Origin of the sequence: Nocardia sp. NPDC004151, from assembly GCF_042874235.1 — a bacterium.
Lineage (GTDB): Bacteria > Actinomycetota > Actinomycetes > Mycobacteriales > Mycobacteriaceae > Nocardia.
Genome location: NZ_JBIAMR010000004.1, coordinates 186,761 through 200,537, shown reverse-complemented (window position 1 = coordinate 200,537; position 13,777 = coordinate 186,761). Strand labels below are relative to the sequence as shown.

Here is a 13,777-nt window from a genome sequence, read left to right as displayed (position 1 = left end):
CCACCCCGGCGACTCGGATCCTGCGCCACTCCCCCAGGCCCGGACGTCGATCGCTGGTGGTTCGCTGCGCGAATATCTGTGGGCCGAACGGTCTTTCGCCGGTAGCCTGCCCGCCATGGCGGCGAAGAACAACAGCTATCTCGATCAGGTCGTGGCACAACAGGCCGAACTGGAGGAGGACCTGCGGCCCGCGTTCGCGCGGTCCGCGCCCGCCCCCGCGGCGATGCCGATCCCGCTGGGCGCCCCGGGTCCGCGTGGCGCGCTGGCCAAACGGGCCGGGCGCGTGGGGTCGGTGCGCGAGAGCACCCCGCAGGGTCCGGTGGAGGTGCGGGTCAGCGGCTGGTGGCGGTGGCGCACGGTGCTGGTGCCGCCCAACGCGTTCGTGGTGCACACCCGCCGCGGCGCGGCCGAGCCCCTGCACATCGGTCTGGGTGTGTCGTTCCGGTTCGATCCGACCAAGGACTCCTACCTGGTGGTGCCCGGCGCGATCCAGACGATCCTGATCAACGCCTACTGCATCTGCAGTGAACTGCAGGGCGTGCTGGTGCAGGGGTATGTGCAGTGGATCATCGACGATTTCGCCACCGCCTACCGCAAACTCGACTTCTCCGATCCGGAGGATCCGATGCGGCTGGTCAACGTGCAGCTGCGGGAGCAGGCCGAGGCCGCGATCAAGGACAAGGTGTCCACGATGGCGGTCCGTGATGTGCTCTCGGACAAGCAGCCCATCATCGAGGAGCTCACCGCGCGGCTGCGCACGGTCGCCGAGGGCGCGGGTGACGGTGCGCGCGGGCTGGGCTTGTCGATCGTGACCGTGCAGATCAAGGAGGCCGTCGTCTCCTCGAACACGTTGTGGGAGAACCTGCAGAAGCCCTACCGCAGCGAACAGAACCGGGTCGCGCGCCTGGCCGAACTCGACGCGCAGGAAGCGGTGTCGGTGCGGGAGGCCGCCGCGGGGCGGGCCGCCGAGCAGCGGCGCATCGAGAACGAGCGGGAGCTGGCCGAACTGCGCGCCCGCAACGATGCCGCGTCCTTCGATCGCGAATCCGCCGAACGACTGCGCCGCACCGAACGCGAGCACGAGGTGAACCGGGAGGTAGCCGACCTGGCGCAGCAGTCGGCGTTGCACGCGCTGCGGCTGGAACGCGAACAGCACGCCGAGAAGCTCGACAATGCCCGCCGCGAGGCCGAGCGGGTCGCGCAGCGTCAGGAAGCCGATCTGGCGTTGGCGCAGGCCAAAACCCGGGTCGCGCACGAGGCCGCGTTGCTGGAGCTGGATCGGCAGCGGGTCGGTATCGATATTGCCAACAGTCGCAATGCCGCCACCATGCAGGCGGAGTTGATCGAGGCGTTGCCCGCGATCGTGGACAACCTGCCCACTCCGACGGAGTTGCGGACGGTGCAGATCGGCGGCGACACCTCCGGTTTGGCGAGCGTGGTGGCGCAGTTGTCGGACATCATCACCGCCATCCGCAAAACCGGGCAATCCTGACGCGTCGGGTGTCGTCATTCGGCCTCGCCACGCCCACGCGCCGTCATACCGTCTGAGAAGGCTTCGACGGTGGGAGTGGATCGAGAATGGTGATGAGCGAACCGAATACGACACCCGCAGTGTTCCAGGCGACCGCCGCGATCGACCCCGACGCGATCGCGGTCCGTTCGATCGGCGGCGCCGTGACCCTCACCTGGCGCGACTACGCCGCCCAGGTTCGCGAGATCGCCGCGGGCCTGGCCGCTTTGGGCGTGGGCCGCGGGGACACGGTGGCGTTCATGATGGCCAACCGCGTCGAGTTCTACCCCCTCGAGGTCGGCGCCCAGCACACCGGCGCCACCTCGTTCTCGGTGTACAACACCCTGTCCGCCGAGCAACTGCACTACGTGTTCAGCAATGCCGGCAACCGGGTCGTGGTGTGCGAGGCGCAGTACGTGGACCGGATCCGCGCGTGCGGGGTGCCCATGCAGACCATCGTGTGCGTGGACACCCCCGCGCCCGGCACCCTGAGCGTGGCGCAGCTCAAACAGCTGGGGCGCAGCGACTTCGACTTCGACGCCACCTGGCAGGCGGTGACCGGCGAGGACATCGTGACCCTCTGCTACACCTCCGGCACCACCGGCAATCCGAAAGGCGTGGAGATCTCCCACGCTGCTCTGGCGTTCGAATGCCGCGCCTACGCCTCGGTCATGCCGGTGGAGTTCGGCGACCGCATCACCTCGTTCCTGCCGACCGCGCACATGGCCGACCGTGTCACCGGCCTGTACCTGCACGAGTATTTCGGCACCCAGATCACCGTCGTCCCCGACCGCACCCAGCTCGGCGCCGCGCTGGCCGAGGTGCACCCCACGATCTGGGGAGCGGTGCCGCGGGTGTGGGAGAAACTCAAAGCGGCCGTGGAGTATTCGGTCGCCGCAGAAACCGATCCCACCCGGAAGGCGGCGCTGGTGTGGGCGCTGGAGGTGGCCGCGCGCAAGGCCGCGGCCCACCTGGCCGGGCAGCCGCTCGCTGACGGGGCGGCGCAGGAATGGGCGCGCGCCGACGCCGCCGTGCTGGGGGCGTTGCGCGCCAAACTGGGCCTGGATCAACTCAAATGGGCGCTCTCGGGTGCCGCGCCGATCCCGGCGGAAACCCTCGGCTTCTTCTTCGGGCTCGGCATTCCGATCTCGGAGGTGTGGGGCATGTCGGAGTTGACCTGCATCGTCAGTGTCGCCCCGCCCGCGCAGGCGCGGTTGGGCACCGTGGGGCGGCTGCTTCCCGGCCTGGAATCCAGGATCGCCGAGGACGGTGAGTTCCTGGTGCGGGGGCCGCTGGTCATGCGCGAATACCGCAAGGAACCGCAGAAGACCGCCGACACCCTCGACGCGCACGGGTGGCTGGCCACCGGTGACATCATCACCTGCGACGCCGACGGGTACCTGCGGGTGGTGGACCGCAAGAAGGAACTCATCATCAACTCCGCGGGAAAGAACATGTCCCCGGCCAATATCGAGAACACCATCAAAGCCGCCGCCCCGCTCATCGGGGCGCTGGCCACCATCGGCGACAACCGCGCCTACAACACCGCCCTCATCGTCCTCGACGCCGAATCCGCGCCCCCCTACGCCGCCCAGCGCGACCTACCCGACGCCTCGGCGGCGACACTGGCGACCGACAAAACGGTGATCGCCGAGATCGCGCGCGGCATCGCCGCGGGGAACGCGAAACTCTCGCGCGTGGAACAGATCAAGCGATTCACGATCCTGCCCACCTTCTGGGAGCCCGGCGGCGACGAGATCACCCTCACCATGAAGCTGCGGCGCAGACCGATCGCCGAGAAGTACGCCGCTGATATCGACCGCATGTACGCACCCGACCTGGCCGAAGGCGTCCACGAACCCGGTCCCGCCTGACCTCTTGCCGTGACACCGGGACTCCGGCGACAGCGCTGGGGTCCGAATTCACCCCTTCATAACAGAGCAAATGCTCTGTTATGGTCGGTGCATGCCCCGCCCCCGCACCCACGACCCCGACCGGGTGCTCGACGCCGCCGAAGCGCTCGCCGTGCGCTCCGGACCCGCCGCGGTCACCATCCGCGCCGTGGCCACCGCCACCGGCGTCTCCAACGGCGCGCTCTACCACACCTTCGGTTCCCGCGCGGAACTGCTGGGCCGCACCTGGATTCGCGCCGCCCACCGCTTCCTCGCCCTGCAAGCCGACCTGGTCGCCGCCGCCGGCGACGGCATCGACGCGGTCATCGCCGCCGCCGAAGCCCCCGCCGAATTCGCCGCCCGCCACCCGATGTCGACCCAGCTGTTCTTCACCGTCCGCCGCGACGACCTGCTCGGCGACGACCTGCCCGACACCGTCCGCACCGAACTCGCGGCCACCCAGAAAACCCTGGTCGAGCTGATGAAAACCCTCGCCCACCGGCTCTGGCGGCGCCGCGACGCCCACGCCGTGGACACCCTCACCATCTGCCTGGTCGACCTGCCGACAGCGATCCTGCTCGACCGCGACCGGCTCGATAATCCCGTGGCCCGACAGCAGTTGCGGGCCGCCGTCCGCGCGGTCCTCGACATCGGGCCCGCACCCGCCTGACCCACATCGCGAAGGAACCCCATGCCCACTCTGAGCTACCGCGACAAGATCGCCGTCCTCGACCTCGGCGGCGACGAGAACCGCTTCTCACCCGAATTCCTGACCTCCGTCGGCGAACACCTCGACACCGTCCTCGCCGACGGCGCCCACGCGCTGGTCACCACCGCGTCGGGCAAGTTCTACTCCAACGGCCTCGACCTGGACTGGCTGTCCAGCAATGGCGAGCGGGCCGAATGGTATGTCGCGCAAGTCCAGTCGCTGCTGGCGCGCGTGCTCACCTTCCCGCTGCCCACCGCCGCCGCCCTGCCCGGACACGCCTTCGGGGCCGGCGCCATGCTCGCTCTGGCCCACGACTACCGGGTGATGCGCGAGGACCGCGGCTACTTCTGCTTCCCCGAAGCCGACATCCGCATCCCGTTCACCCGCGGCATGTCCGCGCTCATCCAAGCCAAACTCACGCCCAAATCGGCGATCGCGTCCATGACGACCGGACGCCGTTTCGGTGGACCCGACGCCCTGGCCTACGACCTCGTCGACGCCATCGGCGACCTCGACACCCTCACCGACACCGCACTGGCCATGCTCGGCCCGATCGGCGCCAAAGACCACGACACCCTCGGCGCGATCAAGGCCACCATGTTCGCCGACGCCGTCTCCGCCCTCCACAACGCCTGACCCCGGGTCACCGGGTGCGGCGCACCGCGAACACCGCCAGCCGCACCCGGTTGTCACACCCGGTCCTGTCCATCAACCGCACCAGGTGCTTCTTCACCGCCGTCACCCCCAGATGCAGACGCGCCGCGATCTCGTCATTGCTGACACCCTCACCGACCAAACCCAGCACATCCCGCTCGCGTGGCGTCAGATCCACGGGGGCAGAGACGGTTTCGGCGGGCGTGTCGAGGGCGCGCCGGATCAGGCGCTGCAACAGGGACGGGGAGAACAGCAGTTCCCTGTCCATCACCCCGCCACCGATGAGCGACATGCCCAGAGCGACAGGCGAATCCGGCTCCCACGGCGGTCATCGACCGCCGGTCGCCGAACCGCCCACGTCGGGCTCGAAGTCAGCGGCCCTGCCAGACCGGGGGACGCTTCTCCACGAACGCGCGCATCCCCTCACCCGCGTCCATCGACGACAGCGCCGCCGCGGCCACCTGACCCTGCTTGCCGAACGCCTCGGCGACCGACCAATCCGGGGCCCGCTCGATGATCTGCTTGCTCGCATCGATACTCAACGGCGCGTTCACCGCCACCCGCGCCGCCAACTCCAACGCGGCATCGAGAGCCTTGCCCGGTTCGGCGACCTGATTGATCAACCCGATCTCCGCCGCCCGCGCCGCCGAGATCGGATCACCGGTCAACGACAGCTCCATCGCGATCGCGCGGGGCAGGCGCTGCGACAGGCGCAGGACCCCACCGCCGACCGCGACCAGACCACGCTTGACCTCCGGGATGCCGAAGGTCGAATCACTCGCGGCGACAATGAGATCCGCGGCCAACGCCAGTTCGCAGCCGCCCGCCAGCGCCGGGCCCTCCACCGCGGCGATGAGCGGTTTGCGTGGCGGCTGGGACACGATGCCCAGGATGCCGCGCTTCTCGGTCACCGGCACCTCACCGCGCGCGGCCGCCTTGAGATCCATGCCGGCACTGAAATAGCCGCCCGCACCGGTCAGAATCGCGATCCGGGCGTTCGGATCGGCCTCGTAGGCGTCGATCGCCCGCTCCAAACCCAGCGCCGCCGCCAGATTGATCGCGTTGCGGACGTGGGGGCGATTGATCGTGATGATCATGATGTGGCCGCGGCGCTCGATCAGCACCGGCGCGGGCGGCGGAGGCGGCAACGGCACCCGCGCCACCCCCGCGGTACTCGACACCGGCTCCGCGCCCGATTCCCCCGCGCCCGATTCCTCAGCGCCCGAACCCGACTCGGGACGCTGCGCGGCCACCGGGGTGATCGTGTCACCGGCCACGGTCACCGGCAGACCCAGCCAGTCGTCCTCGGCCAACGCGGTCACCAGCGTGGACTCGGTGGAACGCAACAGCACTCGATCACCGGTGGGGGTCAGCAGGCTCACGATCGCGGCCTCGGGCAGACCGTCACGACCATAAGGCAGGGTGTAGGCCTCCACCACGGCCTCGCCGTCGTAGCCGGTGCGCGCCGGGCGGGCCGGGGGATGCTCGATCACCGGAGTCAGATGCCGGTAGGGCTGTGCGGGCGGGGTCGCCGAATACACGCCCATCGCGTGCTTGGTCAGATACCAGCCCAGAGACGTGGCCAGACCGAAGGATTCGGGTTCGGCGCGCAACCGGCCCACCAGCGACGCCACCGCGTGCCCGCCGTAATTGTTGCCCGGACCGCCGCCGAAGGTCAGCCCACCGGTCACCGACAGCGGCCGCTTCGGGTCGTCGACCGGCAAACCCAGCTCGCGCGCCGCGATCTGCACCGCCACCGGGAAACACGCGTACAGGTCCACCGGGCCCAGATCCTCGGCCGTGATCCCGGCATGCTCGAATACCGCCGCACCCAGCGCCCCGATCGCCGGAGACGCCGCCAATTCGGCACGCTCGCTGACGAACCACTCATCGGTGCCCGACGCGCCCGCGTGCAGGAACACCCACTTGTCCTGCGGGATACCCGCCGCCTCGGCCGCGGCGGCGGAGGCCACGATGATGCCCGAGGCCATATCCACCGTCAGATTCGCGCACTCGAGCTTCGTGTACGGGGCCGAGATCATCCGATTGGTCTCGGTCACCGCCGCGATCTGGGTCGCGGTGAACTCCTGCGGCTGCCAGGCATGCGGATTGGCCGCCGCCACCGCCGAGAACCGCGACCACAACTCCGCCACCGCGGCCGCGTGCTCGGCCGGCGTGCGACCCAACCGGTGCCGGAGGGCCGACTCGAGCAGCGCGTACATATTGATCGGGGCCTGCAACCCGGCCGCGGACTCCGCGGCATTGTTGGCCGCCTTGTCGATCCCCACCGTCCGCGTCGGCGACACCGAGACGTCCTGCACCGGCCACGCCACCTCGACCCCGGCCCGCTGTGCCGCCGCCTGTGTCGCCCCGGCCTCCGCGCCGGTCACCAACACCAGGTCGTAGTCGCCCGCCGCGATCGCCGCGGCCGCCTCGTTGATCACCAACTGGCCGCCGTCACCACCGAACGGACTCGACTGCACCGTGTCCACCCCGTCCGCGCCGACCGCGGCCGCCACCAGAGCCCCCAGATCCCGGTACTGCCACGACGTCGGCGACACCGCGAACACCGCGTCCGCGCGCGCCAGCAACCCGTCCCCGAGCCCGGTGTCGGCGGCCGCGGCCCGCAACGCCCGCACCGCCAACCGCGACGGATCGGCCCAGGACGCGTCGGGGGTGCGCTGCACGATCTGACCCACCCCCACCAGCACCGGCGTCGTCGGCGCCAACACCACCCCGGAAGCCCGGTGCCGCACCGCCTTCCGCTCCGCTCGCCCCGACCCCGGCGCGGCCGCCGCCAGCACCGCCGGCAATCCCGCCAGGGACTCGGTCAACGCGTCACCGAGCGCGCGGGCCACCGTGCCACCGAGCGGGCCCTCGATCGGCTGCCCCGACAACCCCGCGTCGATGTACACGCTCGACCCGGAACCGTTGGGCACCACCGTGATCCACAACCCCAGGCCCAAACCCTGCGGGCCGTGCCCGCGCAACCCGAGCCGCGAGTCGCTCACCTCGGTCACCAGCCACTGCACATCGGCGGGAATGCCCATGAACTTGGCCACCTGCGTGTACTCCACGCCCATGGCCGCCGGCCCCGGCGCCTGCCCACGCCAGCCCGCGTGGAAACTCACCCACTCCGGAAGCCGCTGCAACTGCGCCAGATACGCCAGCGTCGCCGCCGCGCCGGTCTCGAGATCGTGATGCGCGTGCGCGGTGCGCAGATAGTCCGACAGGCCCTCGGGCAGGGTGTGTTCGACCGGCGCGGCCTCCACGGGCACCCCTTGGCCGGTCACGCCCGCGATGAACTCCCGCACGATCCGCGGATCGCGGCGCACCGTGTCCAGTAACCGGCCCCCGGCACGCACCTGTTCGCGCAGCGACGCGCCCTTACCCAGTCCCTGCTCCAGCACCGCACGCACACGATCGAAACCCGGCACCGTACTCACGGCCCACCTCCTCGCTGAGGGTCCACACCATCCGGCCCTCACGGTATCGGCCGTTCACCTGCCACGGGAAGAGTCGGCGCAACTTCGCACCCCACCAGATTTCGGGCGCGAATGTCGGTTCACAATTCGGGCGCGGTCACGGCCCGGCCACCACGGGTGGCGCCACGGCCGATGCTCGTGGTTCGCCGCCCGTGAGCGGGTCAGTAGCCGTGCAGATGGCGGGCGGTGGGTGAGGTCGCGACGGTGGCCGGGTCGGGGGCGGTGCCGAACAGGCGGTCGGCGGTGTTGGCGGTGGTCACGGTGAACCAGTAGTGCTCGTTCTTGTAGTGGTGGTGGCGGTGGTGACGCCAGACCGACCGGTAGGCGGCGTGTTTGGGCTTGTAGTCGGTGTGGATGAGGTAATGGGTCCACTCATAGATCAGTCCGACGATGGTGATGGTGAGCACGAACGTCAGACCCGCCTCGATCCGGGGGAACACCAGCAGGGCCACCGCGACCACAGCGGCGATGACCACCGCGAGCGACCGGGTCGGGATGAAGATGAGCGGGACCGCGCGAGGATCGGCGTGATGCTTGCGGTGTTCGCGGGCCAGTTCGCTGTCGAGGGTGAACCGGCCCAGCGCGCGCGGCCGCCAGTGCAGGATCGTCACGTGGATCACCCACTCGTACACCGGGAACAGCGCCACGATCGCCAGCGGGATGATCGCGTCGACGAGGTGCCAGTCGCCCAGCAGAATTCGTGTCGTGAGGGCGGCCACCAGGGTGACCCCGATCATCCACGGCGAGGGGTGCCGGGCGAATTCGCGGGCCGCGGCCGCCACGGTGAGGTCGCGGCGCAGTGCGCGTCCGGCAGTGGTCTTGGGATCGGTCATGGTCGTACCTCGTGGTCGGGTCACGCCTGGTCGAGAGCGTGGAGCAGGGTGGTGGTCGCGGGGGTGAGCAGGGCGCGCGCCCGGTCCGCGGCCCGCTCCGGCTCGCCCGCGCCGATGGCGGCGGCCAGATCGCGGTAGGCGTCGATATTGCCCACCTCGGCCGACATCACCGCAGCCAGCGCCCCCAGCGCGGGCTCGTAGGCCGCGCGCAGCATGGAATACATGAGCCGGAAGGCGATCGAATCCGCCAGATCCAGGATGTGATCCCAGAACTCCAGCGCGATGAGCTGCTGATCCAGCGGATCAGCGGACGCGGCCAGCCGCTCGGTCGTCGCGTCCAGCGCCCGCAACGCCTCGGTGACGTCGCGGCGGTCCGGTCGCGCGCCCACGCGCGCGGCCGCCAGCTCGGCGATCTTGGGCCCATTGTGCAGGCGCGCCTCGAGCACGCTGCGAGCCACGGCCACATCGATGGTCGCGCCCCGCAGCAGCAGCCGCGGCAGCACCTCGAGTCCGGCGCTGCGGCGGTAGTCCAGGACCGTGGTCGCCTCGCCCTGGCGCACCGAGACCAGTCCGGCCGCCGAGAGTCGTTGCAGCGCTTCCCGCACCGCCGGTCGTGACACGCCCAGCGCTTCGGCCAGTTGCCGTTCGCTGGGCAGGGTGCTGCCGGCCGCCAGTTCACCGCTGAGCACCTCCGCGGTGATCTGTTCGAACACATCACCGGCGACGGAGCGTTTCACCACGGGGGTCCATGCCATGCCGATCAGTGTGCGCCGCCACGGACTGGTGGTCAAGTGGTAAGACCAGTTGGCCGGTGAGGGGGTCAGGAGACCCCGATACGACTCACAACTCGCGGGCGAACCAGACCTGATCCAACATCCGGATCCCATCGACCATCACCAGCTCCGAATACCCGGCCGCCGCGGTGAACACATCCGGCACGATCCGCGTCATCCGGAACCCACACCGCTGGTAGAAGCGCAGATTCCCGGCATCGGCGGTCGCGGTCGCCACCTCCAGCCGCCGCACTCCCGCCGCCGTCGCGGCCGCCACCACCGTGTCGATCATCCGCCGCCCCACCCCGGCCCCGCGCAACGGGCGCACCACCGCGGTATTGACGATCTCCCACGTCGACTCATCCGCCTCCGGCGCCGCCTGGATATGGCCGACCACCTCCCCGCGCGCGTTGCGCGCCACCCACACCCGCCCGCGCCCGATATACCCGGCCAGCAGCGGCTCGGAGTCCTCGGCCATCCGGAACGACCACGCGATCTCGTCGCGATCACCGGTGAACTCCTCGATCCGCACCGCGTCCGCATCGTCCTCGGGTGGCACCACGATCAGCATCCAGCCCTCGGGGTCCAGCACCGCGAACGCGCCCGCCGCCACCCAATACGGATTGTCCGGAATCACCTCGGCCACACCATGATCGGCCAGCCGTTCACGCAACGCCTCGAACCCGCCGCGCAGATACAGCACCACCGCGTCCTCGGGATCCACCGGCGGCGGGGCGGGCGCGTCGTCACGGCGCACCAGCTCGAGCTGCGCGCGCGACCCCGGCAACCCGAACAGGAACCCGCTGTAGCCCGCGTGATCGGAGAACGCGAAAAGCTGTGTCAGACCGACGATCTCCCGATAGAACGCCGCGCACTCGTCGAGCCGGGCCGTCGCTCGCGCGAACCGCGCCGCGCCCACCGCCAACCCGTCCACACCGGACTCCGCCGCACCCACCGAACAGCCCTCCTCACGACCGACGACACACCGCTCCCCAGGATGCGCCGTCCACCACCGCCCGGTCGACTCATTAACACGCCCACCGCACACAAGAACGCGCGAGCCCGGACATCCGGGCTCGCGCGTCGGTTCGTCGCGGCAGTGCGGCTACAGGGCGATGCCCAGCAGCGCGTCGACGGTGTCGGTGATCAACGCCGGAGCCGTCGTGTCGGGGCCGCCGTAGGCCAGCGCCTGCTGCGCCCACGCGTCCAGCGCCGCCAGCGCCTTGGGGGTGTCCAGGTCATCGGCCAGGTGCCGACGCACCCGCGCCACCGTGTCGGTCGCATCGGGAGCCGAGTCCAGCGCCACCGCCGAACGCCACCGCGCGAGCCGCGAAACCGCTTCGGCCAGTACCGCATCCGACCACTCGCGGTCACTGCGGTAGTGCCCGGAGAACACGCCCAGCCGGATCGCGCCCGGATCGGTGCCCGCCGCGCGCAGCTTGGACACGAACACCAGATTGCCGCGCGACTTCGACATCTTCTCGCCGTCGAGCCCGATCAGGCCCGCGTGCACGTAATGCCGGGCGAAGCGGCGGCCCTTCACCAGCGCCTCGGCGTGCGCGGCGGAGTACTCGTGGTGGGGGTAGATCAGGTCGCTGCCCCCGCCCTGCACATCGAACTCGCTGCCCAGACGGTTGAGCGCGATCGCCGCACACTCGATGTGCCAGCCCGGGCGGCCCGCCCCGAACGGCGCCGGCCACGACGGCTCACCCGGCCGCTCGGCCCGCCACAACAGCGCGTCGATCGGATCGCGCTTGCCCGGCCGCTGCGGATCCCCGCCGCGCTCGGCGAACAACCGGTCCATCGTGTCGCGGTCATAGCCCGACTCGTAGCCGAACTGCTCGGTCGCGTCGTGGCGGAAGTAGATGTCGGGATACTGCGGGTCCTCGACCACGTACGCCGCGCCCGAGGCCAGCAGCTTGTCGACCAGGTCCACGACCTCCTGCACCGACTCGATCGCGCCGATGTAGTCGCGCGGCGGGATCACCCGCAACGCCGCCATGTCCTCGCGGAACAGGTTGATCTCGCGGGTGCCCAGCTCGCGCCAGTCGATGCCGTCGCGTTCGGCCCGCTCGAACAGCGGATCATCCACATCGGTGGTGTTCTGCACGTAGTGCACCGCGTGGCCGGCGTCGCGCCACAACCGGTTGACCAGGTCGAAGGTCAGGTAGGTGGCGGCGTGGCCGAGGTGGGTGGCGTCATAGGGGGTGATGCCGCAGACGTACATCGTCGCGGTCGCGCCGGGGGTCACCGGGCGCACCTGCTTGTCGGCGGTGTCGAACAAACGCAACGCTGGTCCGGATCCGGGGACGGTCGGGACAGCGGTATCGGACCAGGACTGCATGATTCGAGGTTATCCCTGGGATCGGGCCGCGACGTCGCCGCCCCCGCACCGGTGTGCCCCACGACACGCGCCCGACCGGGCCGACCTGCACCCTAGTCGCCGACCCGGCGGTGTCAATGATTGCAATCAGCGCGACGAGAACGCCGGGGTGTCCGCGACGCAGGGGTCAGAACGCGGGCCAGGGAATCGGCCGCTGACTGGCGGGCAGCGGCATCACCGGCTCGTCGAGCAACGCCCGCCCCCGCGCCTCGAGCGCGTCGATCTCGGCGTCGGTGATCAACGCCGCCAGCCGCTCACCCAGCTCCCCGGGCAGCGCCTTCACCAAAACCGTGATGTCGGTGAGCAATTCGTCCGCCACCGGCTCACCGGCCCACCCCCACAACACCGTGCGCAGCTTCGGCTCGGTATGCAGGCAGATCCCGTGATCCACCCCGTACACGCGCCCGTCCAGACCCAGCAGGGCGTGCCCGCCCTTGCGGTCGGCATTGTTGATCAGCACATCGAGCACCGCCATACGCTGCAGCCGCTCGTCGTCGGCGTGCACCAGCGACACCGGATGCCCGCCCGGATCCAACGCCCGCAACACCTCCCGATACCCGTCGGGGATCGCGCCCACCGGGCACAGATCCACCAGACCCGGACTCGGTTCGTCCTCGGCGGTGTCGATCCAGCGTTGCACCATGCCGGGCCCGAAAGGCCCCTCCCGCAACACCGTTTCCGGGATCACGCCCCACCCCAGCGCCTGCGACACCAGATACGAGGCCACCTCCCGCCCGGCCAAGGTGCCGTCGGGGAAGTCCCACAACGGCCGCTCCCCACGCTCGGGCTTGTACACCACCCGCTGCCCGCCCGCACCCGCCTCGCACACCAGGGTGACGTTGCTGGCGGTGGTGACCTGGCCGATCACCGTCAACTCGGCGGTCTGCCACGGCCGGTCTACCGCGGGGCTGTCAGAGGCCGACACCGGATCAGTCCTCGTCGTCGGAGTCGTCATCGGATTCGGTGGCGCCGAAGATGTCGCCGCGCTTGTAGCCGTTGGTGCGCACACACATGTGCCCGGCCGTGGACAGCGGCTCCCCGCACAGCGGGCACGGCGGGCGGCCCGCCGCGATCACCCGCGCCGACCGCAACGCGAACTCCCGCGCCTGCACCGGGGTCAGGAACACCCGCACCGCGTCGGGACCCTCCTCGGTGTCGTCGAGAACCACCGATTCGTCGACCTCGGTCTCGGTGATCGCCAACAGCTCCACCACCACCGCGCCCGCGTCGGCGTCCCAGCCCAAACCCATGGTGCCGACCCGGAATTCGGCGTCGATCGGCGTCACCAGCGGCGCGGTGTCGGCCACGTCGGCGGCCTGCGGGGGCACCGAGGTCCCGAAGCGCCGTTGCACCTCGTCGAGCAGCAGACCCATCCGATCGGCCAGCACCTTCACCTGCTGCTTCTCGAGCAGCACGCTGATCACCCGCGGCTCCTGCACCGCCTGCAGGTAGAACGCGCGGTCGCCCGGCTCGCCGACGGTGCCGGCGACGAAACGATCGGGGGTGCGGAAGATATGGATTGCCCGGCCCATTGCACC

12 protein-coding genes are annotated in these 13,777 nt (G+C 70.3%); 4 read left to right on the top strand and 8 right to left on the bottom strand.

The annotated features are described in order from the left end of the window. Nucleotides 1–115: 115 nt before the first annotated feature. The 4 genes from ACFYTS_RS11715 to ACFYTS_RS11700 all read left to right on the top strand — a co-directional run bounded on the left by ACFYTS_RS11715 (nucleotide 116) and on the right by ACFYTS_RS11700 (nucleotide 4,747). A complete protein-coding gene (locus ACFYTS_RS11715) occupies nucleotides 116–1,492 on the top strand; it encodes an SPFH domain-containing protein (RefSeq protein WP_387303230.1) in 1,377 nt (458 codons plus the stop codon). Nucleotides 1,493–1,578: 86 nt separating this feature from the next. Beyond that, entirely contained in the window at nucleotides 1,579–3,384 is a 1,806-nt protein-coding gene (fadD11, locus tag ACFYTS_RS11710; RefSeq protein WP_387303227.1) for a fatty acid--CoA ligase FadD11, read from the top strand. Between the two features lie 91 nt (nucleotides 3,385–3,475). Next, nucleotides 3,476–4,072: a helix-turn-helix domain-containing protein gene (locus tag ACFYTS_RS11705; RefSeq protein WP_357276231.1), complete on the top strand. Its 597-nt coding sequence runs from the start codon at nucleotides 3,476–3,478 to the stop codon at nucleotides 4,070–4,072. Between the two features lie 21 nt (nucleotides 4,073–4,093). Beyond that, nucleotides 4,094–4,747: an enoyl-CoA hydratase-related protein gene (locus tag ACFYTS_RS11700; RefSeq protein WP_387303224.1), complete on the top strand. Its 654-nt coding sequence runs from the start codon at nucleotides 4,094–4,096 to the stop codon at nucleotides 4,745–4,747. Between the two features lie 7 nt (nucleotides 4,748–4,754). On the opposite strand, the gene ACFYTS_RS11695 is transcribed toward ACFYTS_RS11700, so the two are convergent. The 8 genes from ACFYTS_RS11695 to ACFYTS_RS11660 form a co-directional block, all read right to left on the bottom strand. Then, nucleotides 4,755–5,057 carry a response regulator transcription factor gene (locus ACFYTS_RS11695; RefSeq protein ID WP_387303221.1) on the bottom strand — a complete coding sequence of 101 codons (303 nt, stop codon included), beginning with the start codon at nucleotides 5,055–5,057 and terminating at the stop codon, nucleotides 4,755–4,757. 79 nt (nucleotides 5,058–5,136) lie between these two features. Continuing rightward, nucleotides 5,137–8,211, bottom strand: coding sequence for a crotonase/enoyl-CoA hydratase family protein (locus ACFYTS_RS11690; RefSeq protein ID WP_387303219.1), 3,075 nt, complete (start codon nucleotides 8,209–8,211; stop codon nucleotides 5,137–5,139). A 200-nt stretch (nucleotides 8,212–8,411) separates the two neighbouring features. Next, entirely contained in the window at nucleotides 8,412–9,083 is a 672-nt protein-coding gene (locus ACFYTS_RS11685) for a sterol desaturase family protein (protein WP_387303216.1), read from the bottom strand. A 20-nt stretch (nucleotides 9,084–9,103) separates the two neighbouring features. After that, entirely contained in the window at nucleotides 9,104–9,838 is a 735-nt protein-coding gene (locus ACFYTS_RS11680) for a FadR/GntR family transcriptional regulator (protein ID WP_387303213.1), read from the bottom strand. 85 nt (nucleotides 9,839–9,923) lie between these two features. Then, nucleotides 9,924–10,811: a GNAT family N-acetyltransferase gene (locus ACFYTS_RS11675; RefSeq protein ID WP_387303211.1), complete on the bottom strand. Its 888-nt coding sequence runs from the start codon at nucleotides 10,809–10,811 to the stop codon at nucleotides 9,924–9,926. A 150-nt stretch (nucleotides 10,812–10,961) separates the two neighbouring features. Then, nucleotides 10,962–12,200 carry a cysteine--1-D-myo-inosityl 2-amino-2-deoxy-alpha-D-glucopyranoside ligase gene (gene mshC, locus ACFYTS_RS11670; RefSeq protein WP_357276251.1) on the bottom strand — a complete coding sequence of 413 codons (1,239 nt, stop codon included), beginning with the start codon at nucleotides 12,198–12,200 and terminating at the stop codon, nucleotides 10,962–10,964. Between the two features lie 166 nt (nucleotides 12,201–12,366). After that, nucleotides 12,367–13,194, bottom strand: coding sequence for an SCO1664 family protein (locus tag ACFYTS_RS11665; RefSeq protein WP_357276253.1), 828 nt, complete (start codon nucleotides 13,192–13,194; stop codon nucleotides 12,367–12,369). Then, a complete protein-coding gene (locus tag ACFYTS_RS11660; RefSeq protein ID WP_357276256.1) occupies nucleotides 13,169–13,771 on the bottom strand; it encodes a DUF3090 domain-containing protein in 603 nt (200 codons plus the stop codon). The genes ACFYTS_RS11665 and ACFYTS_RS11660 overlap by 26 nt, the downstream gene beginning before the upstream one ends. Nucleotides 13,772–13,777 lie beyond the last annotated feature (6 nt).

What these genes read in the sequence shown, in the direction of transcription:
- ACFYTS_RS11715 (WP_387303230.1), top strand. Translation starts at nt 116, where the DNA reads ATGGCGGCGAAGAACAACAGCTATCTCGATCAGGTCGTGGCACAACAG.
- fadD11 (WP_387303227.1), top strand. Translation starts at nt 1,579, where the DNA reads ATGGTGATGAGCGAACCGAATACGACACCCGCAGTGTTCCAGGCGACC.
- ACFYTS_RS11705 (WP_357276231.1), top strand. Translation starts at nt 3,476, where the DNA reads ATGCCCCGCCCCCGCACCCACGACCCCGACCGGGTGCTCGACGCCGCC.
- ACFYTS_RS11700 (WP_387303224.1), top strand. Translation starts at nt 4,094, where the DNA reads ATGCCCACTCTGAGCTACCGCGACAAGATCGCCGTCCTCGACCTCGGC.
- ACFYTS_RS11695 (WP_387303221.1), bottom strand. Translation starts at nt 5,057, where the DNA reads ATGTCGCTCATCGGTGGCGGGGTGATGGACAGGGAACTGCTGTTCTCC.
- ACFYTS_RS11685 (WP_387303216.1), bottom strand. Translation starts at nt 9,083, where the DNA reads ATGACCGATCCCAAGACCACTGCCGGACGCGCACTGCGCCGCGACCTC.
- ACFYTS_RS11680 (WP_387303213.1), bottom strand. Translation starts at nt 9,838, where the DNA reads ATGGCATGGACCCCCGTGGTGAAACGCTCCGTCGCCGGTGATGTGTTC.
- mshC (WP_357276251.1), bottom strand. Translation starts at nt 12,200, where the DNA reads ATGCAGTCCTGGTCCGATACCGCTGTCCCGACCGTCCCCGGATCCGGA.
- ACFYTS_RS11665 (WP_357276253.1), bottom strand. Translation starts at nt 13,194, where the DNA reads ATGACGACTCCGACGACGAGGACTGATCCGGTGTCGGCCTCTGACAGC.
- ACFYTS_RS11660 (WP_357276256.1), bottom strand. Translation starts at nt 13,771, where the DNA reads ATGGGCCGGGCAATCCATATCTTCCGCACCCCCGATCGTTTCGTCGCC.